This window comes from Rickettsia slovaca 13-B (assembly GCF_000237845.1).
GTDB lineage: Bacteria > Pseudomonadota > Alphaproteobacteria > Rickettsiales > Rickettsiaceae > Rickettsia > Rickettsia rickettsii.
Genome location: NC_016639.1, coordinates 386,131 through 412,330 on the forward strand (window position 1 = coordinate 386,131; position 26,200 = coordinate 412,330).

Consider the following 26,200-nt stretch of genomic DNA (forward strand, 5'->3'; position numbering starts at 1 on the left):
TTAATCCTTAGAAGAAACTGTTAAAACCTCTAGTCCCTGGATTCTTTTAAAGTCTTTTACATTTAGAGTTAATATCAGAAAACCTTTTGTAATAGCCGTTGCTGCAATAAGCATATCATGAGTTCCTATAGTTATACGTTGTGTGTATAAATCATGAGTAATACGTGCATATGTATATACTTCTTCAATACCGAAAGGTAATATAGTAAACAGACTTTTTACGTATTCTATAAAAGCTAAACATTTTATACGTTTATTCTCATTCTTGACTCTATCTACTCCTATTAATAGTTCAGTTAACACAATAGGGCTAATATAAGTCTGACCGTAATGTGACCATTGCTTAGTACTGACCTTTTCTCTTTCTAAAGCTATGATTATAGCAGTATCAATAATTAATCCCATCTTTCAACCAATTTTTTAATATCTTGTTTAGTATTGTGTCTTATTTCTTCGCGATTTTTCATGAATTGATCAGCATCTTCAGGATCAAGATGTGGACCATTTTTAAAAGCTTCCTCTAAGTCTCTTACTGCTACAGAAGGCTTGATTTCTGCAGGCGTAATCCTTGCTACGATATGATTACCTTTTTGAACGTCAAAGCTTTCGCCTTTATAGTAAACTCTATTCATAATATCTGAAAAAGATCGTACAAATTCTGTTGCTCTAATAATTTGTGCCATATTTATCCTCAAAAATAATTACCATATTTATACCTTTGATACTTCAAGATTTGGTACGTCCAATTTCGGGATTCGCCTGTGCTCACTATTGTACGCTGTGTAGGTGCACTGCTTATTTGACTTCCAACTTTTGAAGTATCTACGGTATACATATTATATGATTATGTGTAGATTATGTAAATATGTTTATGTAATATAAGCTAAAAATTCTCTGATTAAGATTTGAATAAAATAGAAAAGAGTTACGGTACAGCAGCACATTATTATACTAATTTGCATAGAGTAGGGGAGTGGTTTTGTTACGCTAGATTCTACTAAAGAAGGTTTATAAATAGAGCTTAATATTTTGAGCAGGTAAAGGCTTGAGAATATACTACTAGCTATTACGACAATCATAACAATGATTTGATTCTGTTCGCTTGCGGCAAGTAATATTGAGAATTTGCTAATAAATCCGCTAAAGATAGGTATACCGATTAATGATAATGAAGAGATAGATATAATAAAAGAAATTAAAGGAAATTCTTTGGATGTACCATGTAAATTCTGTACTTGATCGGCTTTCTTTAAACTGTAAATACTTCCCATACTATAAAATAAGCAGATTTTTGTAAAAGAATGTGAAACTAAATGGAGTATTGCGGCTCCAAGTGCCTTAGGTGTTAACATGAAAGCACTAAGCAATGCAAGGCTTAATTGGTTCATAGTGGAGTAGGCGAGTATTTTTTTGATATTATCCGTGTCTAGGGCTTTGATTGAGCTATAAAATATGCTTACTATCGGTATAAAAATTAACCAGTTAAACTCGGCAAATATCATTTGTAAATACGATAAACCGAATATATATAATAGGATTTTGTAAATACAAAATAATCCGGTTTTAACCACTATTACGGCATGCAGCAAACTACTAATGGGGTAATGTGCAACCATTGCAGCAGGAAGCCATGAATGCACCGGAAAAATTGCAGTTTTAGCAATACCGCAAATAAACATTAACAATAAAATAATTGACTGGTTTTTGGAAAAATAATTTTCTACTAAACTTCCACTTGCAAAATCTCCGTTACCGGTTTTAGTATAAATAATTATCACTGCCGGTAAAAATAATATTGTGGCAGAAATCATCAGAATTTTTAGATATTTATATAACCCGCTAAGTACTATATTATTTTTGGTATGTCCTATTAAAAAAGCTGTAGAAATAGTTAAAAGCTCATAGCAAATAAACATCGTGAATAAGTTGCTAGATAAAGCAATTAAAACACCGATTAGAATAGTGAAGTTAAAGAAAAATAAGAATCTAGAAGAATAGTCTATATTATTAATAGCAAGATATTTAGGAGTGTAAAGTAAAGCACAAATCCATAAAAAGCCTATTAAACTTAAGAAAATAAGCCCTAAAGGTTCAAGATGGAATCCTATAGAGTAATTACCGAATATATTAAATTCAAATCCTGCTCTAATACCTTTTAAAAACAACCAGTCTATAATTAAAATATTACCGAAGAAAAAAATAGCAATAGTAATAAGTAAAAAATTACGTATAAAGCTATCTTTTTGAGTGGCATACGGGCTAGTTAAGTTTAATGCACCAACTAGCAAAGTTGATAGAATCAAAAGACTCGGAGTAGTAAATTGTGTAATCATAATAAGCTGTTATACTTTTTTTGATAGTATGGTTAGAGCATTACCTGTATGGCTTTCTATGTCATGCCTAGCTAAAAGTGGGGGAATCCAGAAAAAGCGAGATAAATCGTGCTTTTAGTTTTAAAAACTTACTGTGTTTATATTTTTTAATTACTGGATTCCCGCGAAAGCGGGAATGACAATAGTACCATTTTATAATGGTAAAATAACGATCCTACGGAGCTAAGTAAAATTATAATAAAATCTAATAGTAGATTTTGTGTTAATAATAATTCAAGAATATTTACTTTGATAAAAAATAATGGACTGATAGGTAAGCCACAGCTGCACATAATAGCAATTATTATTAAAACTTTGTTAGGCTCTCTTTTATAGCTTCCATTATAAGCATCTATCAAGAAAAGAGCTATTTTATTTATACTATCCGCAAGTAATAAACTTGGTAAAACTATTATACCGTTTTCGGTTACGTATAATAAAAATACGTAACCTATTTGAGTACAACATGAATAAATTATAATATTCTTGAAATCTTTTGTTTGGTAAGCAAAATATGGGGCTATAATAAGAGTAGCTAAAGCGATAGGTTTTATAAAATTTGTAATAGCCGTTTTAATTGTCTCATAGCCTATAATAATATAAGTAAATTTATATATTATATATATTCCTATTATAGTAGAAATCCCTGCTAAATATACTAAAATAACTGAAGCCGTGTTATTATAAGCTCTCATCATCCAAAAATGCATAGGGAAAAAAGCTGTTTTTAAAATAGCACCTATTAAGAAAAAACCGATAGCTATAGTGATTATACGGGAATTAGTATGTTCTTGTAAATACGCTGCAATTTCTGCCATATTCAAACTACCCGTAATGCTTAGCAGAAATCCTATAGATATAAGAATAAGAGTTGCACCGATACTACCTATTATCAAATAATCAAAAGCTCCGATTAAAGATTTTGGATTATTACCTGAGGCTATCAGGACATAGCTACTAAGTGCCGAAATCTCTATAAATATATATAGATTAAAAAAATCGTGAGTAGCCATCATCCCTAAATAGCCCGTATGAGCGAATAATAATATACCGTAAAATAAAGATTTTCTATTATTGTTTATATATTTTAAGATAGTTTGATTAGTAATCTTATGACAAAAAACTAAAAAGAATAATAAAACCAAGTTAAGATAAATAATAATAGCTTGGTTTAGTGCATTTAGCCGATATTCTATTCCTATTTTTGAAGTCCATCCTCCCATGGTGTAAGATAGCTCCGTATTTTGTATAATGCTATATCCATAAACACTGACCAAAAGGCTAGATAAAATACAAATCGTAGTAATTATTCGTGCAAAGGTAATAAAGCGAAAAGATATTATTGAGAGTAAAGCCCCAAATAAAGGGAATAATATTTGTATGATAGGGACATGGTTAGCTAGAATCATTTATCAAAATTAATTTCATTTTCTGATATTGTACCAAAATGTTTATAAATTTGATATATTAAACTTAAAGCTACGCTAAGAGTAGCAAACCCAACTACTATAGCAGTTAGCATTAATACATGAGGCAAAGGGCTAGTGTAAGTAGTGATGCCCTCTTGGAAAATAGGTACACCGCCTGTTTTAATTTTTCCGATACTTAAATAAAATACTAACACCGAACTTTGAAAGATTCCAAGCCCGATAATTTTATGAATATAATTACGACTTGTAAGCATTATAAATAAGCCGCTAGTTAGTAAGATCAAGGCAAAGAAATATATTAAATTATGCATAATTATATTGTTATTGTAAGAAAAGTATTGTGACGTGAATCAGTTTCATCGTCATTGCCGCAATGACGTTGGTAGACATTAATACGCTTTGAAAGACTGATTAAATACGCATGTGACTTTTTTGCCCTTACGTATAGCGAGCTTAGGAAAAACCTGTTCAAGGATCACCATATTAGGATTATCTTGAGCAAGGCGATAATTTACTAAAGATTCTCGAAGTGAATCATCTACAGCAAAAATACCGGAAATTTCAGCGTTTTTGTCTCTAAATTGCAGATAAGTAAACTCGCCGTCATCAAAAATTTTAATAGGAGCTATTTCTTCGCTGCCGCTAATATAGTAATTAAAGTTATATTTTTCAGGATGAGTCAGGTCGGGACTTGCTAGGGCAGCAGAAAAAGTTTGCATATGACCGCTCATATTGTCATTTTCGTCATCCGGATAAAGAAACTTTACGTTAAAGACCATTTCAGGATCACGCATATCAAGAGTTTCGGCGGCATATAGTTCAAAGAAGTACGTCCGTTTATTAGTAATTAAAGTCATATTAGTAGTAGCATCCGGTTCCATCGGTTTAATAAAAATCCTATGACCGGCAGGTACTATTTGCCATGAAGTAGTATCTCCCATAGAAATACTTACTATTTCCTCGTCTCTTGCTAGTTCTATACTTGCTTGATAGCCGTAATATCCTGTGAATTTGAAAACATCGTCAGGGTTATAAGTCATAACTCTTAGACGTGGGTCTCGACCTAGAGGTCGTGATATAGTAAGAGCAAATACATCTAATGTAAGTATTATAAAAGTACAAAATATTATTAGTTGCTTCATATTATTTCTGATTTTTATTCCTTAATAACTTTAGCTTGTAACTAGTAACGGTAAAATTGAACGGCATATCAGGTGATGTATTTGTACTGATAGAATCCATTATAAATCCGATTCTTGCTTCCCATACCATATTTTCTAAAATTGCATCCGTACTATTTTTTGCCAATGATTCAAAAGTAACAACTGCCTCGTTATCGTTTATATTGTTAATTGATAATATATTAATTGAGCGTCTATATAGTTTTTGATATCTTATGACCGGTGATAATGGGTTATCAATATTCATAAAATTAGCAAATTGCATATAAACAATACTCGTAGAAGCATTTTTGATAAAGGTAAATTGTTCTTTTAATATATCGTAATTGTATTCTTCTCGTTGGTTTACATAATTCTGAAGCATAATATTTGCAATAGAGATATAAGGCTTTACTAATGTTGAATGTTTAGTATTAGTAACGGCAGCTTGTTTTTCGGCATCATCTTTTATTAAATAATTTACTTTTTTGTTTATAGGTAGCAATATGTTGATATTTATACAAATTAAGGTTAATAATAAGGTAAAAATCGTGCATATTAAAAGCAGAAGACTTCTATGACTTAACGGTAAGATATACTTAAAATTATACCATTTTCTTGCATCAATAAAATATTCGCCGGATTTTATATATTCTTGTATTGCGTTGGTTAATGGGTCCATAATTACTAGATTAATATCTAATTTTATTCTGTTTTAACACTCTATCATAATTATTATAATATGATTATGATTTAATTTAATGTTATTTTAAGCTATAAAATAAGTTTATATTGTTGCTACAATACCAAATATTGTTTAACTTTAAAATTAAAATAAATAAATTATAAATTAAAATTATACAATAACAATTATTGATGGTAGTTATTATGTTATACTCATCCCACTTGAAAAATTGGCGACAATGTCTTTATAAGTCCGCAGGTAGCCACGTATTAAGTATACGCTCTTCTCCTAAGCTGAACTTCGTATAACTACTCTTTATTTACTTCAGAGTATAATAGTTTACAATCTTTTTAATATTTTTTTATATTTATAAATAGATTTTTTTAAAAAATGCTTGTGAACTGTTGTATAGTAAGGTAATTTTAAAATAGTAACAAGATAATTTAATAATGTATAATTAGAATGTTAAAATCATTAAAGCTTCTATTAGTATTAATTATGCTTGCTCAATTGTTGTCATGTACCCCTTCAGCTCCTTATGAAATTAAAAGCCCGTGCGTTTCTGCTGATATAGATGATGGTTCGAGTGTAAGCGTAAATCCTTGTATAAGAAGACCTGTTAATTCAGTAAATATAGTATAAAAGTAATAGTTTTACACAATAACAATGTAATAATAAAAATACCTTTGATATGAATAATATATTTGGCTTCTTTAAATCAAGTAATAACTCGCAAAGCGGTGCAGGAGATACACAAACGCAAGAAAGTATTAAATCGGCTAATCCTTTAAAAATTACTCAGAATTGGTATGAAGAGCGATCTGATAAGTTATTTGTTCAACGTAACTTACTTATCATATTAATAATACTACTAACCATTTTTATGGTTATAGCAACTTTAGTAATAGCCTTTGTAGTGAAATCTAAACAGTTTGAGCCTTTTGTTATTCAGCTTAATAGTAATACCGGACGTGCCTCAGTGGTAGAACCTATTTCATCACCAGTGTTAACGGCGGATGAGTCTCTTACAAGGTATTTTATAAAGAAATACATAACGGCACGGGAAACATATAATCCGGTTGATTTTGCGACGATAGCTCGTACGACAATAAGATTATTTTCAACAAGCAGTGTTTATTACAATTATCTTGGCTATATAAGAAATAAAGATTTTGATCCTACTTTAAAATATAAAGAAGAGAATACTACATTTTTAGTAATAAAATCATGGTCAAAAATCGCAGCAGATAAATATATAGTTAGATTTTCCGTAAATGAAACATCAGGAAACCAATTAGTTTATAATAAAATAGCGGTAGTAAGTTATGCTTATGTGCCTATGCAATTAACAGATTCAGAACTTGATGTAAATCCGGTAGGGTTTCAAGTGAACGGATATAGGGTAGACGATGACAATAGTTAGATTTTATTTTTTAGTTTTTATATTATTAAGCGGTTTTACAGTACAACGAGAATGTCCACTTGTAGATGATCCATGTAATAGTAGTAATAATTATGTAGATGATTTATCTATAACTAAAGATAATAGGATAAAAACTTATATATATAATCCAAATGAAGTTTATTTATTAGTTTTGCATTTTGGCTTTCAATCGCATATAGAATTTGCTAAAAACGAAGAAGTCCAAAATATAATTCTTGGGGATGCTTATGCTTGGAAAATAACTCCTTTGGCCAATAGATTATTTATTAAGCCTCTTGAAAAAGATATTCGTACAAATATGACTATTATAACTAATAAAAGAATATATGAATTTGATATCGCTTCTACGGAACTTATGATGGGTAACGAAAGGGATTTAGTATATGTAATTAAATTTTACTACCCTAAGAAAAATAGTAATTACATGGCAAGATTTTAATCGATGTCATTTCTGCGTAGATATGTCATTGCGAGCAGCCGTAGGCTGCGTGGCAATCTTATGAAATAATACAAACTCCTGAGATTGCGGACGTACAATTGCTCTGAGGTTTCCTCGCAATGACGGAAAAATCGATCCACGTAACAATGACAATCAAAACACTTTAACTAATATAATTTAGATATGGCTGAAGAGCAAAATAACAATCATAATACCGGTTCTTTATCAGGAGCAGATTCTCCTGAAGTACAAAGAGAATTATCAAAAGTTTCGGTTAGCTTTAATAAGAGTATTGCGATAGTAGTCGTAATTTGTGGTATTTTTATATATATTTTTTATACTCTTTTTTTCGGTACTGAAAAAGAAGAAATACCGGAGACTCAGATACCGAGTAATATTGTAAAACCTGTTACGGAGGTTGATGATAATATTCCGGAGATTCCAAAGTTACCTGATCCGCCTAAGCTTGAGACGCCCACCGCTCCTCCACCGCCTCCCCCTCCGGTAGTAAAAGTTCCACCGGTCTTACCTCCTACTACTCCTGTAGAAGAGAATAAAGACAAAACGCTTCCATTGCCGCCGGTTTCGTTGCCTTCGACTTCAGGAACGTTAGTTGAGAGCGATGCAGAGAAGCAACGTCGTGAAGCAAAAAGAAAATCAGCTATAGTGTTAATTGGTGGTGTAGAGCCTAAAAAAACACCGGAACAGATTACGGCAGAAACGACCTTTAAAGATCGTGGTGATATGTCTTTGGTTCTCGGACGCGGTAAATTAATTGATGCAGTCCTTGAGACGGCAATAAATAGTGATCTCGGCGGTGAAATAAGAGCCATTATTAGTAGAGACGTATTTTCTGAGAAAGATAAAGTGATATTGATACCGAAAGGGTCAAAAATATTCGGTAAATATGCAACCTCAACTTCGTCCGATAGTTATGGTAGAGTTTCTATAATATGGGATAGAATCGATTTAACGAGCGGTTATACTATAGAATTCGACTCACCTGCAGTTGATAATTTAGGTAGACCGGGATTACAAGGAAGAGTTGATAATAAATATAAAGAACAATTTGCAAATGCCGTATTACAATCCGGCTTTAATATAGGGCTTGCTAAAGTCCTTGATAAGTTAGTGCCGCCTCCTATAGCTTCTCAGGCAGCGGCTACCAATAGTGCTACGGCAAAACAATTGTTAAATACTGCTCAAACTATTGCGTCTAATACCGCTATGGATGCAAATACTAGGATAGTTACAATTTGTACTAATATACTTGCGGCTATTACCGATAAAACTTCGACTGCTTATACTACTATGACTCAAGCATGTACAACCGCACAAACTGCTTCTTCAGCGAATACTGATGAGCAGAGACTTCAAACCTTAGTACAGGCAGTTAATACGGCAGCTTCAAGTTTGCTTACTACTACCTCTATAGCATCAACTCCGACTCAAGCACAACAAGCTTCTACTCAAGCTTTTACGGATGTAACGAATGTTGTAAAAAATATGATAACTCAGCAGCAGTTTAAGCCGACGACAACGGTTAATCAAGGTACGCCGGTTAGAATATACGTTAATAAGGATTATAAATTCCCAAAAGCCGTTTTATTAAAATCGAAGGTAATGAAATGAATGAAGAATTTGCAGCCTTAGAGACGTTTTTACTTCCTTTTAAAAATTTATTTGCTGAAGACGGTATTAACGAAATTATGGTTAATAAGCCCGGAGAAGTATGGGTTGAAAAAAAAGGCGATATATATTCTAAGCAAATACCGGAACTGGATAGCGAACATCTACTTGCATTAGGGAGTTTAGTCGCTCAATCTACCGAACAGATGATTTCAGAAGAAAAACCGCTTCTTTCGGCAACTTTGCCGAATGGCTACCGTATTCAAATAGTATTTCCTCCTGCTTGTGAGATAGGACAAATCATTTATGCTATAAGAAAGCCTAGCGGTATGAATCTAACTTTAGATGAATATGCTAAAATGGGGGCATTTGATGATACTGCAACAGAGAGTTTAGTAGATGAAGATGCAGTAATTTTAAATAATTTCTTAGCTGAAAAAAAGATTAAAGAATTTATTAGACATGCAGTTGTTTCAAAGAAAAATATCATAATTAGCGGCGGTACTTCAACCGGTAAAACTACTTTTACTAATGCGGCACTCACTGAAATACCTGCAATAGAAAGATTAATTACTGTAGAAGATGCTCGTGAGGTTGTGCTATCACGCCATCCTAACAGAGTGCATTTACTGGCTTCCAAAGGAGGACAGGGGCGTGCAAATGTTACTACTCAAGATTTAATAGAGGCCTGTTTGCGTTTAAGACCAGATAGGATTATAGTAGGTGAACTTCGAGGTAAGGAAGCTTTTAGTTTTTTGCGTGCTATTAATACAGGTCATCCCGGTTCAATATCAACACTGCATGCTGATAGTCCCGCTATGGCTATTGAGCAGTTAAAGCTTATGGTTATGCAAGCAGATCTTGGTATGCCGCCTGAAGAAGTAAAGAAGTATATTTTAACCGTTGTAGATATCGTTGTGCAGTTAAAACGCGGTAGCGGCGGGAAAAGATATGTTTCGGAAGTATATTATAAGAAGAACAAGAACGCTGAGGGGATGGTTTAAAAACGTCATTGCGAGGAAATTACGAAGTAATTGACTAAGCACAATCTCAGGCCACAATCCTGAGATTGCCACGCTCCTTTTAGTTGCGCGCAATGACGTAAAAATTACTCCACGCAAAAACTAATATATATATAAGCATAAACTAGGAATATCAATTCATGGAATGGCATAAGATACTTAAAGTTACTAGAAATATATTCGGTCATGCTATAATTCATCCGGTTGTTATTTTTTGTACCATTTGGATAAGCGGTGCATTTGTTGCAATTTTTACTAATGAGGTTGGAGCTTTAGGTGTAAATATAAATGCTATAAATATTGCTTATAAGTGGGCTTATTGGCTTATTAACGTTTGGGGGCAGTTAAAAATTGCCGACTATAATTATTTAAAATTGAAGCTACTTGCCTCTCTTCTCAGTCCGGCTATTATTGTTATAATATTTTACATTAAAAATTTTGAAAGAATAAAATCATTACAATTTTTCAAACAAGATGAAAAAGTATATGGAGATGCAAGCTGGGCTAATCCGTCAGATATAGAGGCTGCAGGTCTTAGATCTAAGAAAGGTATGCTGATCGGTGTTGATGCCGGTGGATATTTTGTTGCAGACGGATTCCAGCATGCTTTATTATTTGCTCCTACCGGTTCAGGTAAAGGTGTAGGGTTTGTGATACCTAATTTGTTATTTTGGAGTGATTCGGTAGTAGTGCATGACATAAAGCTTGAAAATCACGGGTTGACAAGTGGTTGGCGTGAGAAGCAAGGGCAGAAAGTTTTTGTATGGGAGCCTTCTAATCCTGATGGTGTTACTCATTGTTATAATCCGATTGATTGGGTTAGTACTAAGCCTGGGCAAATGGTTGATGACGTTCAAAAAATTTCAAATCTTATAATGCCGGAAAAGGATTTTTGGAATAATGAGGCACGAAGCTTATTTTTAGGCGTAACTCTATATTTAATAGCCGATCCTACTAAAACTAAATCTTTCGGTGAAGTAGTGCGTACTATGAGGAGTGACGACGTAGTTTATAATCTAGCGGTCGTACTCGATACGCTTGGTGGTGTAATACATCCTGTTGCATATATGAATATTGCTGCATTTTTGCAAAAAGCCGATAAAGAGCGTTCCGGCGTAATATCTACAATGAACTCATCGCTTGAATTATGGGCAAATCCACTTATTGATTCAGCTACAGCATCTTCTGATTTCAATATACAAGAATTTAAAAAAGTCAAAACAACCGTATATGTAGGGTTAACACCCGATAATATACAGCGTTTACAAAAATTAATGCAGGTGTTTTATCAGCAGGCGACAGAATTTTTAAGCCGCAAAATGCCGGATTTAAAGGAAGAGCCGTATGGAGTAATGTTCTTACTTGACGAGTTCCCGACGCTCGGGAAGATGGATACTTTTAAAGCCGGTATAGCTTATTTTAGAGGTTATAGAGTTCGTTTATTTTTAATTATCCAAGATACACAGCAGTTAAAAGGAACATATGAAGATGCAGGGATGAATTCTTTCTTATCTAATGCAACATATCGTATTACTTTTGCCGCTAATAACTATGAAACGGCAAATTTAATATCGCAGCTTGTCGGTAATAAGACGGTAGAACAAAGATCATTTAGTAAACCTTTATTTTTTGATCTTAATATTGCTACTAGAACCCAAAACGTTTCTCAGGTTCAAAGAGCTTTACTTTTACCTCAAGAAGTAATACAGTTACCGAGAGATGAGCAAATTGTTTTAATAGAATCCTTTCCGCCTATAAAATCGCGTAAAATTAAGTATTATGAAGATAAGTTTTTTACTAGTAGATTATTACCGCCGACTTTTGTACCTACTCAAGTACCTTTTGACCCTAGGGCAAATAATAATGGGGCTTCGGAAGAGACCGAAACAATAACTGTTCCGGAAAATAATGAGTAAAATGCGTTCAGCTATTATTGATATCGGTTCAAATGCTTTAAGAGCTGTAGTTTATGAAAGTGATGAGTTTGGAGCGCCGGAAATTTTTAATTATAAATTTAGAAATTATCTTACAAATTTACTTAATTTAGATAATTTAGACGTAAAACATCAAACATATTTATCTCTACAATATCTTATTCATATTTTTACCAAACTGTCTGTTACTAATATTAGATGTGTTGCAACAGCTATACTTAGGGGGCATCCTAAAGCAGATGAATTCAAAGCTATAATTAAAAAGAGATTCAATATTGATATTGAAATTATCTCAGGTGAACGTGAAGCTTATTTAACTGCTGCCGGATTAATTTCCGGTATTAGTGATGCTTTCGGTATTGTAGCTGATCTTGGAGGTGGAAGTCTTGAGCTTGCACAGATTGGAAATAAAAAAGTCGGTAAATTAAAATCATTGCCGCTTGGTACAAAAATTATTGTTAGTAGCAATTTTGGTGATGTCGGGCTGATTACTAAAATGCTAGAGGAAGAATTTGGAGCTGCACATTATCCTAATTTATATTTAATTGGCGGTGCATTACGTCTAATGAGCCGTATATACATGGAGTCTATAAATTATCCCCTTAAAAATTTACATAATTTTGAAATAAATCGTGTAGAGTTTGAGTTATATTTAGAGAAATTATCGCAAATCGATAAATTAAAGCTGAGTTATTACGAGCAGAAAGTCATAAATTATAATGCAGTTTTAGTAATAAAAGCAATGATTAAGGTATTTTCACCGGAAAAAATTATTATCTCAAATTACGGTTTAAAAGAAGGAGTAAGATTTGACTCGTTGCCGTCTCATGAAACAGAAAAAGATATTATTTATGAGAGGGTGAAGAGATTAGTAAAATTTGATAGAAATATATGTAAAATTGAAAAATATATTGAAGCAGTACAATATCTTTTAATTAATGCCGATGCCACGACTCGTATTGTTATTGAACTCGCTATAATGCTAGCACAATATAATAAAAATATTGATAAAACGCTTAGAGCAAATTTTGTTTCGGAATTTATATTATCTTCAGACATTCCTTTTAGTCATAGACAGCGTCTTATGCTAGGTATTGCCCTTACGGTTACTTATACTGCTAAAACTGACATGCAGATTAATAAAATAGCTAAGAAAATGATTAGTAAAAGTGATTATTATAACAGTCATATAATCGGTTATTATATAAAAATTGCTAGAGAAATTGATGGGCCAGAATTTCAAGAGCCTTCTTTTTCGATTAAATTAAAAGACGATAAATTTTTACAAATTAATGCTTCAAATATCTTGCCTAAACAAGTCTTTGAAAAGGTTTGTGAACGTTTAAAAGATATAAGTTCTGCTAGAAAAAATATTAGGTATAATTTTAGTGATTAGGGTTTTTTTGTTATAGTGCCGGATAGTTTTCGAAAAGCCAGTGATGTCATACCTGCGAAAGCAGGGATACAGGCTAAAAAAATCTTGATTGCAAAGATTTTTTTATTATATTGTTTCACTTTTAAAGTAAAATCTTTAAAAAGCTTTAAAGTACTGGATTCCTGCTTGCGTAGGTATGACATAAAAAGCGCCACACAACAATAGCTAAATTAATTACGCTCCATCAAATGTGTCACAATTATATTCCTTTGTACATCCTATAATAGTAGATTCCATTTTAGGAACTATGTGTTCCTCCCAAAAATCTGCCAGCGGCTGCATTGCATTAATAATAAGTGAATCTTCGATGGGATGCAATAAATTATCTATACTAATTTCTAGATACCTAACTATGAACTCTGCAGCGCTATCATCTGATTCTCTGTGTATAAGATTTCCAATTCTTTCTAAGTAGTAAACTTGCTCGCTAGTAAGATCTTTATCTTTTATTATTTGCGGTAGAATCTTGGTTAATATACATTGCAATTGAACTTTGTGATCAGTTGCAAATAATTCATAATAATCCTGTTCTTTTACACAAGGTAATTTTAGTAAATTAATAATTAAATTGGTCACATAATATGGGCATGAGAATTAGTTTTTATAACTTCCTCTAATTCTCTTGTATCTGTTCCGGTCTATAATTATTAAAGTAAAATATAGGTAATATAGTCTCGTTTTTTAAATATTTAATCAATTCTTTACTATCGTTATATTTACTACTAATTTCATTTTTTTCCTCTGGTGTTAATATTAAATTTGCCGTTAAATCAAGTATTGGTTTTGCCGCTCTACTATATTCATATGAACTATTAATTAAGCGCTTTAAGCTTTCAAAATTTTTAGGCAAAAATATTTTATCATCATTTTGATATGGTACATTTTTTACGAAATCTGTTTTCAAAATTTGAAAACTATTATTTAGTGGGATACTTGCATTGTATAAAATTTTCTCTATTGCATAATGTCCAAATTCATGTGCTATTATTGATTCTAAATTTAATTTTTCTGCGCCTATACATATTAGGTTATTGTCTCAATCGTAATGAGAAAATGATTTATTATCAAATATTATTTTTAGGCTATCTTGCACTTTAATATTAACCGCTGCTATATATAGGCTAATAACTTATTTGTAGGCCCCTATTGCAAAAGCTTTGTATAGTTATGAAGAATTATATTGTCATTTAAATCGCTTACATTGTAAGTCCTTGTCATTAAAATAGTAATATCAGAGTTTTCGCTATATGCAATCGGTGATAATTTTTCTATTTTAAATTTTGCAATATTAAGTTCTTCAATATTTATCTCAATTTTATTATCTTCAATAAAGCTTTTAAACTCTTGAAAACTTAAATAACTAGCTAATTTTTTAATTCAAATCCTTCTATTTTAAATTCACTAATTGCATTGTTATTGTGCTCCTCAATCGTTCTCTTCTTAAACTTAATCAACTCTTGCAACATGCTGCTTTTTGTATCTCCATATTGTATAGTATCAAAATTTATAAATGCTGCTACATCAAGCATAGATGTATCATCGATGTTATGTATATATCTATCGTATTCAGCAGAAGTAAAGTGGCTAGGGTTAGCATAAGAAATAATAAGTGTATATGCTTCTAGATCAAATGACGTAATGGCATGATGTAACCCTAACAAATTATAGCTGTTCTTAGATGCTAAAATTGATTTTATTTCGTCATATTTTTTAGTTTTTATAAAATTTTTTATTAGCTTATTCAAAGCTGTTGTGGGTCATTGTGAATAATATTCAGATGGTAAAGACATGTTTTATATCCTATCAAGTTGCTATATTTCATGGTAATATGTTTTATAATAAATAGTATATCTTTCTATTTGTAAAGAAATAATTTTAATTACATTAACGAACATTAACATCTTATTAAGCTCTCTTAGTCTACCTCCCAAATCATTATATAATCCTGAAAACAATAAATATATTAGGATATATGATAAAAAATTATTGGAAAAAGTTTTGGAAGAATAGTACTACCAAATCACAAAATTTTATTGGACTAAACGACATTGCATATGGTAATTTAATCAGAGTCGACATAGAAGCTTATCGAGAAAATGTTATAGTATATAGATGTATTAATTTAATTGCACAATCGGCGGGACATGTTCCGTGGAAAGTGCTTAAAAGTAAAACCGGAGAAGTAATATTTAGACTATCCGGTGCATTATTTACTAAAAAAACCGAATCCCAAAAAAGCTGGAGCGGATTTTGTTAGTGAGCTAATTGCAAGCAAATTATTATTCGGTAATAGTTATATTTTATCAGCTCTAGACTCGTACCCTAAAGAGATTTACTTACTACCGGCTCTTGTTACGGAACTGGTTATAGAACATAACAATTTAGTTGCTTATTTTGATTTGAAATTATTTGTCCGTTAACTCTTGCAGTACCAAAAATTAGCGGTATAGGTTCGCCGTAATTAGCTGTTACATATTTAAAACTTTCTTTGAAATTTTTAATATTGTCATATTCTATCGGTTCGTGATTTAGTTGATCTAAATACTCACCAAGCATTTTACCGACAAATCTTCCCACGCTTGAAAATATGCCGCCGCCAAATGCATTTCCAACAGTACAGCCAAGCGAACTAAAAAAACTTCATATTTACCATATTATAATGGATTGATATTAGCAGTATGATGTGATAACACTAATATATGTCATTCCTGCGAAAGCGGGAATCTAGGAAAACATATAAAAAAACAAGCTTTTATATGTTTATTTTGTCAAACATGTACCAATTATTAAGGTTATTTTTTCTGGATTCCCGCTTTCGTAGGAATGACATAGAAAATCACAGGGTGATATGCTGCCTTTAAAAAAATGGAAATCATAAATGTTTAAAAAATATATATTTATTCTAATATTATTTATTGCTTCTATAGCTCGTGCAGAAATTATAGAAGTGGATAGTTTAAATAAAATAAAACAAGATTTTAAAGAAAATTATAATAAAAATTATGTACCTCAGGATTTATTAGTAGTAACGGTTCTAGATGAATTTTTGTTTAAGTCTTTAGTGCCTATCGTTGCACAGCTTGATAAAGACATTTATCTTACTACACTAACTCCTCTTTTACGTAATATTAATAAAAATTCAAAAACTATTTATATAAAGCAATTGATTTTAACTAATGATAGTTATAAGAAAGAATTACAAGAATCTGATTTTCCAAATTTTGTAAATGAAATGAGTAATAGTAAAATCCCCATAATAGCAGTAAATGATGGGTTTACCGGTAATTTTAATAATATTCCTAAATTTGAGATATGGTTTGCCGATTATTTAAAGAAAAATTTCGATATTGATTTTTCAAATAGTTTTCCAAACAATAATTATATTATTTTTAATAATTTAGACAGTTTTGCTAATACTTATCCGGTATTTTATAAGGGTATATTGACGAGTAATAATATATCGGAAGCGGAAATGATGCTCAATTTCCTTATTCAAATGAATTTTATACCGAAATGCTTTATAATGATTAGTAGTAGCATAGAATTGCTAAGCTCAATGGAATTGCAACTTAGTAGTTATAGTTCTAATATATTATTTATTGGTTATCATTATAATAATAAAAATACTCCGAAAAATAAAGATGTTGCATATTATACTAAACTGATTAATGATTTAATATCTCAAATAAATAAGCTAAAAAGAAATAATCCACCTTTAAAGAATAATAATGCAAAAGGTAAAAATCCTTATGACACGAATAAATAAAGTTTTATTGAGTTTACTTTGCTTAGTTATTTCGTATGCGGGCTACGGTCAAATTATTCCTACTTACTCCGTAGATTCAGTAACAATGAAAAACTTATTACCGAAGATAGATGCAGATACGCTGGTACTTATAAATATAGATAATACTATCATAACACCGAAATCCAAATTCTTTCGATATCAGGATAATTCTTATATAAATTTTACTAAATATTTATATAGTCTTGCAGCGGATAACGCATCAGTTAATAAAACTATTGCAAAATTGATAGTGCAGCGTCAGATGATGCTTGTTGAATCTAAATGGGTAGATTTAATTAATAAGATGAAACAGCAAGGTGCAACGGTTTTAGGTCTTCAGGAAATAACGGCCCCATGTAATTTAATTGAAAATTATGAAGGATGGTTATATACCTTACTTTACGGACTCAATATTAATTTTACTAATAAAGTTAATGATAAAGATGTATTTAGATTTAATCCAAGCGATGCTGAAGCCCCTATTTTTTATTTAGGTATAATATTTACCGGTAATATAAATAGAGTAAAAGCTCTTATAGAGTTCTTAAAAATTATACCGAAACAACCTAAAAAAATAGTAATTTTTGCAAATAATAAAAAAGATTTAGAAAATATGGACTCTTATTTAAGTATGGTTGATATAGGATATTATGGAATTGAATATTTGGGGTGGCAAATGTTACCGGGGTCACCTGATCATCAAATCGCTGAGTTGCAGCAATCTACGTTTTTAAATACCGGTCAGTGGTTAGAAGATGATACAGCTGCAAAGATGTTAAATAAATAATTATGAATGACAATTTAATTAATGCTTTAAAAGATTTAATTATTAATACCGGCAAGATTGCACTAGATATAAAAAAGGCAGGAATGTTGACTGATATTAAATCAGATGGGTCAGTAGTCACTAATGCCGATAAAGAAATTAGTAAAATAATTTATCAAACTCTACAAACCTTAACCTCTCAAATAGCTATAGTATGTGAAGAGCAGCCGCTACCTATATTCAGCAGTGATACTTTTTGGTTAATCGATCCTATTGATGGGACATGGAGCTATGTAAACGGTAAAAGTACATATACGGTCAATATAGGGCTTATTGAAAACGGTTTTCCAACCATCGGCTTGATATATCACCCTGAAACAGCAAAGCTATATTATACTGATGTAAACGGTCGGTTAAAAATCGAACAGAATTCTAAAGAAATATTTGTTAATCATGAACCTAAACATGAAGAGCTTAATGCGGTAATAGGTTTTTATAATTCAAATAAAGCTACTAAAGAATTTTTAAGTAAGTATTCATTCGGTCAAATAAATGCAATAGGCAGTTCAATGAAACTATGCTTAATTGCTGAAGGAGCAGCTGATATATATCCAAAATTCGGTCAAACTATGGAATGGGACATAGCGGCAGGTCATGCTTTAATTAAAGCCGGCGGTGGTAATATTTTAGATACGCATGGACAAGAAATTACTTACGGTAAAGAAAGTTTCGCTAATCCTAATTTTTTCGCCTGTAGTAAATATTGGTTGGAAAGGGAGGCAAGGTTGCATAGATACTAGATCGTCATTGCAAGCAGCAGTAGGCTGCGTGGCAATCTCATGAAATAATAACAAACTCCTGAGATTGCTTTGTCAAAACTTGCAGTTTTTCCTCGCAATGATGAAAAAACTGATCCACGCAGGCACTGCCAAACTCGCATCAAACCAACTTCTTTAACTCATAAATTAACTCAAGTGCTTCTTTAGGGGATAGTTTATCAGGATCGATAGTGCTGAATTTTTTATCTAATTTGCTGCTTATAGTAGTTTTATTAGGTTCAAGATAAAACAAACTCAAATTATTTGATTCCGTTGATAAAATATTTTTTCCTTTACCTGTAGAAGTTTTTTCAAATTTAAGCAGAATCTGCTCAGCTCTGTTTATAACACTCGCAGGAAGACCGGCAAGAGCCGCAACATGAAGACCGTAGGACCTATCGGCAGCACCTGATATAATATTATGTAAAAATAGAATATCTTTACCTGACTCCTCAATAGCAATAGTATAATTTTGCAAAGCCGGCAGGAAATTACTCATAACGGTTAGCTCATGATAGTGCGTTGCAAATAAACAGCGACATTTCAGCTTATCATGAATATATTCAAGCACCGACCATGCTATAGATACCCCGTCATAAGTGGATGTGCCTCTACCTACCTCATCAAGTATGATTAGTGAGTTTTTTGTAGATTGAGCAAGAATTGCCGAGGTTTCAAGCATCTCTGCCATAAAGGTCGATTGTCCCTTAATTAAGTCATCGGCAGCACCTATTCGGCTAAATATTTTGTCGACTACCCCTATTTTAGCACTTTTTGCCGGCACAAACGAACCTATTTGAGCAATGATTGCAATAATGGCGTTTTGACGTAAAAAAGTACTTTTACCTGCCATATTAGGACCGGTAATTAACCAAATACGCTCAAGCTCTGATAAATGACAATCATTATATACAAAGCTTTTGCTTTCTCGCTGTAGTGCTTTCTCTACTACAGGATGCCGTCCTTTAACGATATCAAAGCTTAAATCATCGGTAAACTCAGGCTTAACATAATCATATTCATCAGCGATGTAAGCAAAATTACAAAATACGTCAAGCCCGCTTAAGGAGCTTGCAAGCATTCGTAAATAGGAAGCTTTTTCGATTACTTGGCTACAAATATCCGCATATAATTCTTTTTCTAAGCTTATTACTAAGGTTTTAGCATTGACTAACTCACTTTCAAGCTTTTGTAGTTCAGCAGTAGTGTAACGAACATGATTAACCGTTGTTTGACGGTGAATAAATTTGGGATCAAGGATTTTATTAACATTTTTAGCGGTGATATCGATAAAAAGCCCTATAACATTATTATGAGATATTTTTAAACTGTCTATTCCCGTTTCTTTGCGATATTGATCTTGTAGCTTTTCAATATATAATTTTCCATTATTAATTAAATCATGTAATTGGGCTACTTTCGGATGATATTCATGTTTTATTATACCTCCGTCATTTAAATTATTCGGTGCATCTTCTCGTATTGTTTCGTCTATTAAATTATATAATTCTGCATCACCTGATAGAGGTTTAATAATTTTTTCGATAAAATCAGGTAAATTAAAACCGTAAGCGTCAAAGAATACTCCTTTAATAATCGTTGCCGTTTCTAAAGTATATTTAATGCTAAGTAAATCACGACCTGAACTTCTGTTCATCGTAATACGTGTTAAGCAGCGTTCTATATCACTAGTTTTTTTTAGAAGTTCTCTAATTTTTTTTACTATTTCTAAGTTGGAATAAAAGAACTCGGTAATATTTAAACGATGATTTATTTTAGCAATGTTGGTTAAAGGACTTGAAAGAAAATTATATAGTAAACGTCCACCTTGTTTAGTAACCGTATGATTAAGGGTGCTTAATAAACTTCCTTGCGAGCCGTCTTGTGAGTTTGTGACAATTTCAAGGTTGTGTCTAGTAGAGAAATCAATAGTCATATAGCTATGAAATTTGATAATTCTAGGGATTGGCAAATGAGGAATATTTTGTTTTTGCGTTAACGATAAATATTCTAAAACGCTACCTATGGCACAAATTTGACTACTAGATATCTCGCCGATTCCTTTAATATCTTTCATTTTATAAAAATCTAAAATGATTTTTTCGCATTTATTAATCGCAAAAAAACTATCAACTTGATAGGTAATACGAAAATTTAATTGTTTGAAAATACTATCCGCAAGATTAGAAGATCTCAGATTTTCGCTAAGCAGAATTTCACGAGGTTTTAAACGAGCCAGCTCATTAAGAATTTCCGTTTCCGGTACATTAACTACAACAATTTCGGAAGTAGAAAGATCAACATAACAAAGGCTAGCTGTTTCTTTATTTTTCGGTATTACGAGACTTGCTAAATAATTAGGTTCGGCTGAAGCAATTAAATTTTCTTCAATTATAGTTCCCGGAGTTATAATACGTGTAACATCCCTAGTAACGACCGCTTTATAACCGCCTCTATTCTTTGCTTCTTCAGGTGTTTCTAGTTGATCACAAATAGCAACCTTATAATTTGCTTCAATTAACTTAGTTAAATAATTCTCAAGGGCATGATAAGGTACCCCGCACATCGCAATTTCTTCTTCGCCGTTTTTGCCCCGCTTTGTTAAAGCAATGCCAAGTACATTGCTTGCTAGAATTGCATCTTCATAGAACATTTCATAAAAATCACCCATTCTAAATAGTAGTAAACAATCTAAATGAGCAAATTTAATGTCTAGATATTGCTGCATCATTTTCGTTGCAACATCGTAATTATATTTTTGTTTCAACTCTTGAAGATTCATATTAAGCAGCATAATTTATATTATAGTTTGGCTTTATTGCATGGATACCGAATCGTCATTGCGAGCGACTGCAAGGAGCGTAGCAATCTTATGAAATAGTGCAAAATGCCTGAGATTGCCACGTCGAGGCTTTGCCTCTCCTCGCAATGACGGATAATAACAATGTTTAACAGTTTATACAACTATTTTATCTTTGATAGGCGGGTGCTATGTCTGCCGCCTTCAAATTGGGTAGTTAAAAACTTATCTATAATATCAAATACTATTTTTTGGTCTATGGTTTTTGCTCCGAGTATCAAGATATTAGCGTCATTATGAGCTTTAGCATTTTCGGCAGTTAATATATTGTTGCACAAAGCGGCTCTTATTTCCGAGCTACGATTCGCAGCTATAGACATACCAATCCCCGTATCACTAATTAAAATACCGATAGGTGCTGATTTTTCAATAATAATATCTACTACTTTCTTAGCATAATCAGGATAATCAACGGTTTGTGTATTATTTGTTCCGCAGTCATAAATCTTTAGAGATTTCTGCTCTAAATAATTGATAATTTCAGACTTAAGCTCATAACCTGAATGATCACTAGCTATGACAATATTATAAGTTTTCATAGTTAATTTTTTGATGGAAAATAATGATAAAAATTATATACTATGTAAGATTTGTTTTCTAATGTAAATAATAGTTTTGTTAAATATATGAAATATCCTGTTGTACTTAGTATCGTTATATGTTTTTGTTTAGTTGCTTGTGTTGATCAGCCACCGGCTCCAATTGAGTATAAAGTAGGAGATGTTACTGCAAATAATAATTCTACCGCACTAGATCACGATGAGGGTATGATAGTTCAAAGAACTATGGAAGACAATCCCGCGTCAGAAAAAGTTAGCGGTAGACTCGAAGAGCCAAAGGCAAAAATTATAGAAGATGATAATGATGATATTGAGATTCCTATGTCTCGGAATGAAGACGAAGATGAAGAATCGATAGAACAATTACACTTTGTAAAACCGTTAAATGGGGTAATTATTACCGAGTTTAAAGCCGGTAAAAGTAAAGGGATAGATATTGTAGCTAAAGAATATAGTGAAGTTAAATCGATAGCTGCAGGAACGGTAATATATTCAGGTTATAATAAGCAATTCGGTAATTTAGTAATAGTTAAATTAGATAAAGACGATCTAGAAGTAGCATATGCGAGTTTAGATGATTTATTACTGAAAAAAGGTGATAAAATTGCTAGAAATAGTGTTATCGGACATGTAGAACATAAATTATATTTTGCTATGCGTAAAAATAAAATAGCAGTTGATCCTAATAAGTATATAGAATTTTAAATGGAAGATGTTATTACTCTTACCAAATATGGTGAACCTCAAAATGTTATAGTAAGAAGGAGTAGCAAAGCTAAAAATATAGCCATCCGCATTACGTCTAAAGGTGCAGAGCTTGTATTACCTCTTAAGGTAAAAGCCGAAAAAGGTCATAATTTTTTGTTAAGTCAAGAATATTGGGTTAGGCAAAAATTACGTCGTAATGTAACTGCGATACCAAAAGATGAAGATAAGATTTCTATTTTGGGTAAATCTTATGAAATAATACATATTGATTCGTCTAAAAATCAGATAAAATTAAATGATTCTACGTTAGAAGTGTATTGTTGTAGTCAGGTACTAAAAAAACTTAGTATAGAAGTATTCCTTAAAAAGAAATTATTAGCAGAAATAAAAATAATAGTAGAGAATATATCTAAAAAACATAATTTGACTTATTCCAATATTAGAATAATGGAAAATGTTAGCCGTTGGGGGAGTTGTTGTAGCAAAGGGAATCTTGTTTTTAATTGGCGGGTAGTTTTTGCCCCCTTTGAAGTATTGAAATATTTAGTAGCTCATGAAATGGCACATTTAAAAGAAATGAACCATAGTAAAAATTTTTGGGAGCTAGTTGAGGATATATATCCCGAATACCAACCGGCAAAATTATGGTTAAAAAGAAACGGTAAGAATTTATATAGTTATTTGCCATAACTTTATGTCATTCCCGCGAAAGCGGGAATGACATAAACGAGCCATGCAACAACGCAGTAATGACATCGGAAAGGTTAATTTAAAGAAAAACATAAAGGATAAATAGAATGCATAACACCACAAAAAGAGTAACAGTCCCGGCACTTGAAGAAATCTTATATGAGCCTATAAAAGTGTTAGATTACGGCTTTATTAGAGTGATCGACTATATGGGGGATGATAGTGCTATAGTACAAGCAGCTCGTGTTTCTTACGGTAAGGGTACGAAGCAATTAAACCAAGATAAAGGGCTGATAAACTACTTGCTTTGTCATTATCATACCACTCCTTTTGAGATGTGTGATATCAAGTTCCATATTAAACTACCGATATTTATTGCAAGGCAATGGATTAGGCATAGAACAGCTAGCGTTAACGAATATTCGGCAAGGTATTCTATTTTAGGTAATGAATTTTATCTACCTGAACCGGCAAATATTGCTTCCCAATCTGCTGTAAATAAACAATGTAGGGAAGGGGATAGCTTACCGAAAGAAGTGGCTGAAAAGGTCCTTGCAATTTTAGAGGAAGATGCTAGACAGTGCTACGGGCATTATAAGGAACTGATGAATGCCGATGAAGAGGGTAATATTATAGATGAGAACGCCACAGGGATAGCAAGAGAGCTTGCTCGTATGAATTTAACTTTAAATTATTATACGGAATGGTATTGGAAGATTAATTTACATAATTTACTTCATTTTTTAAGATTGCGAGCCGACCCTCACGCTCAATATGAAATTAGAGTTTATGCTGAAAAGATGCTTGAGATAGTCAAAGCTTGGGTTCCTTTTGTTTACGAAGCTTTTGAAGAATATCGTTTGCAGGGAGCAAACATTTCACGTAAAGGTTTGGATGTAATTAAAAGAATGATAAACGGTGAAAAAGTTACCCATGAAACTAGTGATATGACTAAGAGAGAATGGGAAGAACTGATGAAGATTTTTGGGTAATGTATGTCATTCCTGCGAAAGCAGGAATGACATACAACAACCATAACGGAATTTGATAAAAAGGAGTATTTTAAGTGAGAAATATTATATATTTTATACTATCACTATTGTTTAGCGTTACCAGCTATGCACTTGAAACAATAAACATTGAGCATGGGCGAGCTGACCCAACACCTATAGCGGTCAATAAATTTGATGCCGATAATTCTGCCGCTGATGTATTAGGTCACGATATGGTTAAAGTTATCTCTAATGATTTAAAGCTTTCGGGGTTATTCCGTCCTATTTCTGCTGCCTCTTTTATAGAAGAGAAGACAGGAATAGAATATAAACCGCTTTTTGCTGCATGGCGTCAAATTAATGCTAGTCTTTTAGTAAACGGTGAAGTTAAAAAACTAGAAAGCGGTAAATTTAAAATTAGCTTTATATTATGGGATACGTTGCTTGAAAAACAGCTCGCCGGTGAAATGCTTGAAGTACCGAAAAATCTATGGAGAAGAGCAGCACATAAAATTGCCGATAAAATTTATGAAAAAATTACCGGTGATGCCGGTTATTTTGACACTAAAATAGTGTATGTATCAGAAAGCAGCTCTTTACCGAAAATAAAAAGAATTGCTTTGATGGATTATGACGGGGCTAATAATAAATACCTTACCAATGGAAAGTCACTAGTCTTAACCCCAAGATTTGCTCGTTCGGCGGATAAGATTTTTTATGTTTCATATGCTACTAAAAGAAGAGTACTTGTTTATGAAAAAGATTTAAAAACAGGCAAAGAAAGTGTAGTAGGTGATTTTCCCGGTATATCTTTTGCTCCTAGATTCTCACCAGACGGTAGAAAAGCTGTAATGTCGATAGCTAAAAACGGCTCGACGCATATTTATGAAATCGACCTTGCTACTAAACGGCTTCATAAATTAACTGACGGATTCGGTATTAATACCTCTCCTAGCTATTCACCGGACGGTAAAAAAATTGTATATAATTCCGATAGAAACGGTGTGCCTCAATTATATATCATGAATTCAGACGGAAGTGACGTTCAGCGTATTAGTTTTGGCGGTGGTTCTTACGCAGCTCCTAGCTGGTCGCCTAGAGGAGACTATATAGCATTTACTAAGATTACTAAAGGAGACGGAGGAAAAACTTTTAATATCGGAATTATGAAAGCATGTCCTCAAGATGATGAGAATAGTGAAAGGATAATAACAAGCGGATATTTAGTCGAAAGTCCTTGTTGGTCGCCTAACGGACGAGTTATTATGTTTGCTAAAGGTTGGCCGTCGAGCGCTAAAGCTCCGGGAAAAAACAAAATTTTTGCAATTGATCTAACAGGTCATAATGAAAGAGAAATTATGACACCGGCAGATGCTTCTGATCCAGAATGGTCAGGTGTACTGAACTAATGTCATTTCTACGAAAGCATTGTTGGGTGGATCGTTTTTCCGTTGTCATACCGTGACTTA

29 protein-coding genes and 1 pseudogene are annotated in these 26,200 nt (G+C 32.3%); 15 read left to right on the forward strand and 15 right to left on the reverse strand.

Annotation, left to right across the window (positions count from 1 at the left end):
* From vapC to RSL_RS02010, 8 genes and pseudogenes are all read right to left on the reverse strand, one after another.
* Positions 1 to 405 carry a ribonuclease VapC gene (gene vapC / locus RSL_RS01980; RefSeq protein ID WP_012736758.1) on the reverse strand — a complete coding sequence of 135 codons (405 nt, stop codon included), beginning with the start codon at positions 403 to 405 and terminating at the stop codon, positions 1 to 3.
* Positions 396 to 683, reverse strand: a complete 288-nt coding sequence (vapB, locus tag RSL_RS01985; protein ID WP_012150592.1) for a type II toxin-antitoxin system antitoxin VapB — start codon at positions 681 to 683, stop codon at positions 396 to 398. Before vapB ends, vapC begins: the two co-directional genes overlap by 10 nt.
* 30 nt (positions 684 to 713) lie before the next feature.
* Positions 714 to 838, reverse strand: a pseudogene (locus RSL_RS08560) (palindromic element RPE5 domain-containing protein); the annotation flags it as partial.
* Between the two features lie 31 nt (positions 839 to 869).
* Positions 870 to 2,333, reverse strand: coding sequence for a proton-conducting transporter transmembrane domain-containing protein (locus tag RSL_RS01990; protein ID WP_014273326.1), 1,464 nt, complete (start codon positions 2,331 to 2,333; stop codon positions 870 to 872).
* 146 nt (positions 2,334 to 2,479) lie between these two features.
* Entirely contained in the window at positions 2,480 to 3,781 is a 1,302-nt protein-coding gene (locus RSL_RS01995) for a proton-conducting transporter transmembrane domain-containing protein (protein WP_014419756.1), read from the reverse strand.
* Positions 3,778 to 4,113 (reverse strand): Na+/H+ antiporter subunit C, encoded by a 336-nt coding sequence (locus RSL_RS02000; RefSeq protein ID WP_010977038.1) that lies wholly within the window; start codon positions 4,111 to 4,113, stop codon positions 3,778 to 3,780. The genes RSL_RS01995 and RSL_RS02000 overlap by 4 nt, the downstream gene beginning before the upstream one ends.
* Positions 4,114 to 4,191: 78 nt before the next feature.
* Entirely contained in the window at positions 4,192 to 4,944 is a 753-nt protein-coding gene (gene virB9, locus RSL_RS02005) for a P-type conjugative transfer protein VirB9 (RefSeq protein ID WP_010977039.1), read from the reverse strand.
* Between the two features lies 1 nt (position 4,945).
* The gene (locus RSL_RS02010) at positions 4,946 to 5,644 is read right to left on the reverse strand and encodes a VirB8 family type IV secretion system protein (protein WP_014273328.1); all 699 of its coding nucleotides are present in this window, start codon (positions 5,642 to 5,644) and stop codon (positions 4,946 to 4,948) included.
* A 465-nt stretch (positions 5,645 to 6,109) separates the two neighbouring features.
* On the opposite strand from RSL_RS02010, the gene RSL_RS02015 reads away from it, so the two are divergent.
* The 7 genes from RSL_RS02015 to RSL_RS02045 all read left to right on the forward strand — a co-directional run bounded on the left by RSL_RS02015 (position 6,110) and on the right by RSL_RS02045 (position 13,511).
* Positions 6,110 to 6,289, forward strand: a complete 180-nt coding sequence (locus RSL_RS02015; RefSeq protein WP_010977041.1) for a DUF2706 domain-containing protein — start codon at positions 6,110 to 6,112, stop codon at positions 6,287 to 6,289.
* Between the two features lie 49 nt (positions 6,290 to 6,338).
* Positions 6,339 to 7,070, forward strand: coding sequence for a VirB8 family type IV secretion system protein (locus RSL_RS02020; RefSeq protein WP_014273330.1), 732 nt, complete (start codon positions 6,339 to 6,341; stop codon positions 7,068 to 7,070).
* A complete protein-coding gene (locus RSL_RS02025) occupies positions 7,057 to 7,530 on the forward strand; it encodes a TrbG/VirB9 family P-type conjugative transfer protein (RefSeq protein ID WP_004996190.1) in 474 nt (157 codons plus the stop codon). The genes RSL_RS02020 and RSL_RS02025 overlap by 14 nt, the downstream gene beginning before the upstream one ends.
* A 183-nt stretch (positions 7,531 to 7,713) precedes the next feature.
* Positions 7,714 to 9,162, forward strand: coding sequence for a TraB/TrbI/VirB10 family type IV secretion system protein (locus tag RSL_RS02030; RefSeq protein ID WP_014273331.1), 1,449 nt, complete (start codon positions 7,714 to 7,716; stop codon positions 9,160 to 9,162).
* The gene (gene virB11, locus RSL_RS02035; RefSeq protein WP_014273332.1) at positions 9,159 to 10,163 is read left to right on the forward strand and encodes a P-type DNA transfer ATPase VirB11; all 1,005 of its coding nucleotides are present in this window, start codon (positions 9,159 to 9,161) and stop codon (positions 10,161 to 10,163) included. The genes RSL_RS02030 and virB11 overlap by 4 nt, the downstream gene beginning before the upstream one ends.
* 158 nt (positions 10,164 to 10,321) lie before the next feature.
* A complete protein-coding gene (locus tag RSL_RS02040; protein ID WP_010977045.1) occupies positions 10,322 to 12,097 on the forward strand; it encodes a type IV secretory system conjugative DNA transfer family protein in 1,776 nt (591 codons plus the stop codon).
* Position 12,098: 1 nt separating this feature from the next.
* The gene (locus RSL_RS02045) at positions 12,099 to 13,511 is read left to right on the forward strand and encodes a Ppx/GppA phosphatase family protein (protein WP_014273333.1); all 1,413 of its coding nucleotides are present in this window, start codon (positions 12,099 to 12,101) and stop codon (positions 13,509 to 13,511) included.
* On the opposite strand, the gene RSL_RS10625 is transcribed toward RSL_RS02045, so the two are convergent.
* From RSL_RS10625 to RSL_RS02065, 4 genes are all read right to left on the reverse strand, one after another.
* Positions 13,508 to 13,693, reverse strand: a complete 186-nt coding sequence (locus RSL_RS10625) for a hypothetical protein (RefSeq protein ID WP_041472075.1) — start codon at positions 13,691 to 13,693, stop codon at positions 13,508 to 13,510. The two genes, RSL_RS02045 and RSL_RS10625, sit on opposite strands and share 4 nt — an antisense overlap.
* 31 nt (positions 13,694 to 13,724) lie before the next feature.
* On the reverse strand, positions 13,725 to 14,126 hold the full coding sequence (locus tag RSL_RS02055) for a hypothetical protein (RefSeq protein WP_014273335.1): 402 nt from the start codon (positions 14,124 to 14,126) through the stop codon (positions 13,725 to 13,727).
* Positions 14,127 to 14,163: 37 nt separating this feature from the next.
* Positions 14,164 to 14,454 carry a hypothetical protein gene (locus tag RSL_RS02060; RefSeq protein WP_014273336.1) on the reverse strand — a complete coding sequence of 97 codons (291 nt, stop codon included), beginning with the start codon at positions 14,452 to 14,454 and terminating at the stop codon, positions 14,164 to 14,166.
* Between the two features lie 460 nt (positions 14,455 to 14,914).
* Positions 14,915 to 15,295, reverse strand: coding sequence for a hypothetical protein (locus RSL_RS02065; RefSeq protein ID WP_014273337.1), 381 nt, complete (start codon positions 15,293 to 15,295; stop codon positions 14,915 to 14,917).
* 227 nt (positions 15,296 to 15,522) lie between these two features.
* On the opposite strand from RSL_RS02065, the gene RSL_RS02070 reads away from it, so the two are divergent.
* On the forward strand, positions 15,523 to 15,807 hold the full coding sequence (locus tag RSL_RS02070) for a hypothetical protein (RefSeq protein WP_014273338.1): 285 nt from the start codon (positions 15,523 to 15,525) through the stop codon (positions 15,805 to 15,807).
* 107 nt (positions 15,808 to 15,914) lie between these two features.
* Here RSL_RS02070 and RSL_RS02075 read toward each other — a convergent pair whose 3' ends face one another.
* Positions 15,915 to 16,139 carry a hypothetical protein gene (locus RSL_RS02075; RefSeq protein ID WP_049779715.1) on the reverse strand — a complete coding sequence of 75 codons (225 nt, stop codon included), beginning with the start codon at positions 16,137 to 16,139 and terminating at the stop codon, positions 15,915 to 15,917.
* A 289-nt stretch (positions 16,140 to 16,428) separates the two neighbouring features.
* Between RSL_RS02075 and RSL_RS02080 the strand changes: the two genes are divergently transcribed.
* From RSL_RS02080 to RSL_RS02090, 3 genes are read left to right on the forward strand one after another with little or no spacing between them, the layout of a single operon-like run.
* Positions 16,429 to 17,316 carry a DUF2608 domain-containing protein gene (locus RSL_RS02080; RefSeq protein ID WP_014273340.1) on the forward strand — a complete coding sequence of 296 codons (888 nt, stop codon included), beginning with the start codon at positions 16,429 to 16,431 and terminating at the stop codon, positions 17,314 to 17,316.
* Positions 17,279 to 18,124: a DUF2608 domain-containing protein gene (locus tag RSL_RS02085; protein ID WP_014419757.1), complete on the forward strand. Its 846-nt coding sequence runs from the start codon at positions 17,279 to 17,281 to the stop codon at positions 18,122 to 18,124. Before RSL_RS02080 ends, RSL_RS02085 begins: the two co-directional genes overlap by 38 nt.
* A gap of 2 nt (positions 18,125 to 18,126) precedes the next feature.
* Positions 18,127 to 18,903, forward strand: a complete 777-nt coding sequence (locus RSL_RS02090; protein ID WP_010977054.1) for a 3'(2'),5'-bisphosphate nucleotidase CysQ family protein — start codon at positions 18,127 to 18,129, stop codon at positions 18,901 to 18,903.
* Positions 18,904 to 19,042: 139 nt separating this feature from the next.
* Here RSL_RS02090 and mutS read toward each other — a convergent pair whose 3' ends face one another.
* Together mutS and rpiB are read right to left on the reverse strand one after the other, a co-directional pair.
* Complete coding sequence (gene mutS / locus RSL_RS02095; protein ID WP_014273343.1) at positions 19,043 to 21,703, reverse strand: DNA mismatch repair protein MutS; 2,661 nt, start codon at positions 21,701 to 21,703, stop codon at positions 19,043 to 19,045.
* A 182-nt stretch (positions 21,704 to 21,885) separates the two neighbouring features.
* A complete protein-coding gene (rpiB, locus tag RSL_RS02100) occupies positions 21,886 to 22,320 on the reverse strand; it encodes a ribose 5-phosphate isomerase B (protein WP_010977056.1) in 435 nt (144 codons plus the stop codon).
* A 51-nt stretch (positions 22,321 to 22,371) separates the two neighbouring features.
* Here rpiB and RSL_RS02105 point away from each other — a divergent pair, with 51 nt between their 5' ends.
* The 4 genes from RSL_RS02105 to tolB all read left to right on the forward strand — a co-directional run bounded on the left by RSL_RS02105 (position 22,372) and on the right by tolB (position 26,140).
* The gene (locus tag RSL_RS02105) at positions 22,372 to 23,046 is read left to right on the forward strand and encodes a murein hydrolase activator EnvC family protein (RefSeq protein ID WP_014419758.1); all 675 of its coding nucleotides are present in this window, start codon (positions 22,372 to 22,374) and stop codon (positions 23,044 to 23,046) included.
* Positions 23,047 to 23,739 carry a M48 family metallopeptidase gene (locus RSL_RS02110; protein ID WP_014273345.1) on the forward strand — a complete coding sequence of 231 codons (693 nt, stop codon included), beginning with the start codon at positions 23,047 to 23,049 and terminating at the stop codon, positions 23,737 to 23,739. It begins immediately after the preceding gene.
* Positions 23,740 to 23,846: 107 nt separating this feature from the next.
* Positions 23,847 to 24,731, forward strand: coding sequence for an FAD-dependent thymidylate synthase (thyX, locus tag RSL_RS02115; RefSeq protein ID WP_014273346.1), 885 nt, complete (start codon positions 23,847 to 23,849; stop codon positions 24,729 to 24,731).
* 74 nt (positions 24,732 to 24,805) lie between these two features.
* Complete coding sequence (tolB, locus tag RSL_RS02120) at positions 24,806 to 26,140, forward strand: Tol-Pal system beta propeller repeat protein TolB (protein WP_014273347.1); 1,335 nt, start codon at positions 24,806 to 24,808, stop codon at positions 26,138 to 26,140.
* Positions 26,141 to 26,200 lie beyond the last annotated feature (60 nt).

Excerpts from the sequence above, each read along its gene's own strand:
- vapC (WP_012736758.1), bottom strand. The coding sequence starts at position 405 with ATGGGATTAATTATTGATACTGCTATAATCATAGCTTTAGAAAGAGAA.
- vapB (WP_012150592.1), bottom strand. The coding sequence starts at position 683 with ATGGCACAAATTATTAGAGCAACAGAATTTGTACGATCTTTTTCAGAT.
- RSL_RS01990 (WP_014273326.1), bottom strand. The coding sequence starts at position 2,333 with ATGATTACACAATTTACTACTCCGAGTCTTTTGATTCTATCAACTTTG.
- RSL_RS01995 (WP_014419756.1), bottom strand. The coding sequence starts at position 3,781 with ATGATTCTAGCTAACCATGTCCCTATCATACAAATATTATTCCCTTTA.
- RSL_RS02000 (WP_010977038.1), bottom strand. The coding sequence starts at position 4,113 with ATGCATAATTTAATATATTTCTTTGCCTTGATCTTACTAACTAGCGGC.
- virB9 (WP_010977039.1), bottom strand. The coding sequence starts at position 4,944 with ATGAAGCAACTAATAATATTTTGTACTTTTATAATACTTACATTAGAT.
- RSL_RS02010 (WP_014273328.1), bottom strand. The coding sequence starts at position 5,644 with ATGGACCCATTAACCAACGCAATACAAGAATATATAAAATCCGGCGAA.
- RSL_RS02015 (WP_010977041.1), top strand. The coding sequence starts at position 6,110 with ATGTTAAAATCATTAAAGCTTCTATTAGTATTAATTATGCTTGCTCAA.
- RSL_RS02020 (WP_014273330.1), top strand. The coding sequence starts at position 6,339 with ATGAATAATATATTTGGCTTCTTTAAATCAAGTAATAACTCGCAAAGC.
- RSL_RS02025 (WP_004996190.1), top strand. The coding sequence starts at position 7,057 with ATGACAATAGTTAGATTTTATTTTTTAGTTTTTATATTATTAAGCGGT.
- RSL_RS02030 (WP_014273331.1), top strand. The coding sequence starts at position 7,714 with ATGGCTGAAGAGCAAAATAACAATCATAATACCGGTTCTTTATCAGGA.
- virB11 (WP_014273332.1), top strand. The coding sequence starts at position 9,159 with ATGAATGAAGAATTTGCAGCCTTAGAGACGTTTTTACTTCCTTTTAAA.
- RSL_RS02040 (WP_010977045.1), top strand. The coding sequence starts at position 10,322 with ATGGAATGGCATAAGATACTTAAAGTTACTAGAAATATATTCGGTCAT.
- RSL_RS02045 (WP_014273333.1), top strand. The coding sequence starts at position 12,099 with ATGCGTTCAGCTATTATTGATATCGGTTCAAATGCTTTAAGAGCTGTA.
- RSL_RS10625 (WP_041472075.1), bottom strand. The coding sequence starts at position 13,693 with ATGTCATACCTACGCAAGCAGGAATCCAGTACTTTAAAGCTTTTTAAA.
- RSL_RS02070 (WP_014273338.1), top strand. The coding sequence starts at position 15,523 with ATGATAAAAAATTATTGGAAAAAGTTTTGGAAGAATAGTACTACCAAA.
- RSL_RS02080 (WP_014273340.1), top strand. The coding sequence starts at position 16,429 with ATGTTTAAAAAATATATATTTATTCTAATATTATTTATTGCTTCTATA.
- RSL_RS02085 (WP_014419757.1), top strand. The coding sequence starts at position 17,279 with ATGCAAAAGGTAAAAATCCTTATGACACGAATAAATAAAGTTTTATTG.
- RSL_RS02090 (WP_010977054.1), top strand. The coding sequence starts at position 18,127 with ATGAATGACAATTTAATTAATGCTTTAAAAGATTTAATTATTAATACC.
- mutS (WP_014273343.1), bottom strand. The coding sequence starts at position 21,703 with ATGAATCTTCAAGAGTTGAAACAAAAATATAATTACGATGTTGCAACG.
- rpiB (WP_010977056.1), bottom strand. The coding sequence starts at position 22,320 with ATGAAAACTTATAATATTGTCATAGCTAGTGATCATTCAGGTTATGAG.
- RSL_RS02110 (WP_014273345.1), top strand. The coding sequence starts at position 23,047 with ATGGAAGATGTTATTACTCTTACCAAATATGGTGAACCTCAAAATGTT.
- thyX (WP_014273346.1), top strand. The coding sequence starts at position 23,847 with ATGCATAACACCACAAAAAGAGTAACAGTCCCGGCACTTGAAGAAATC.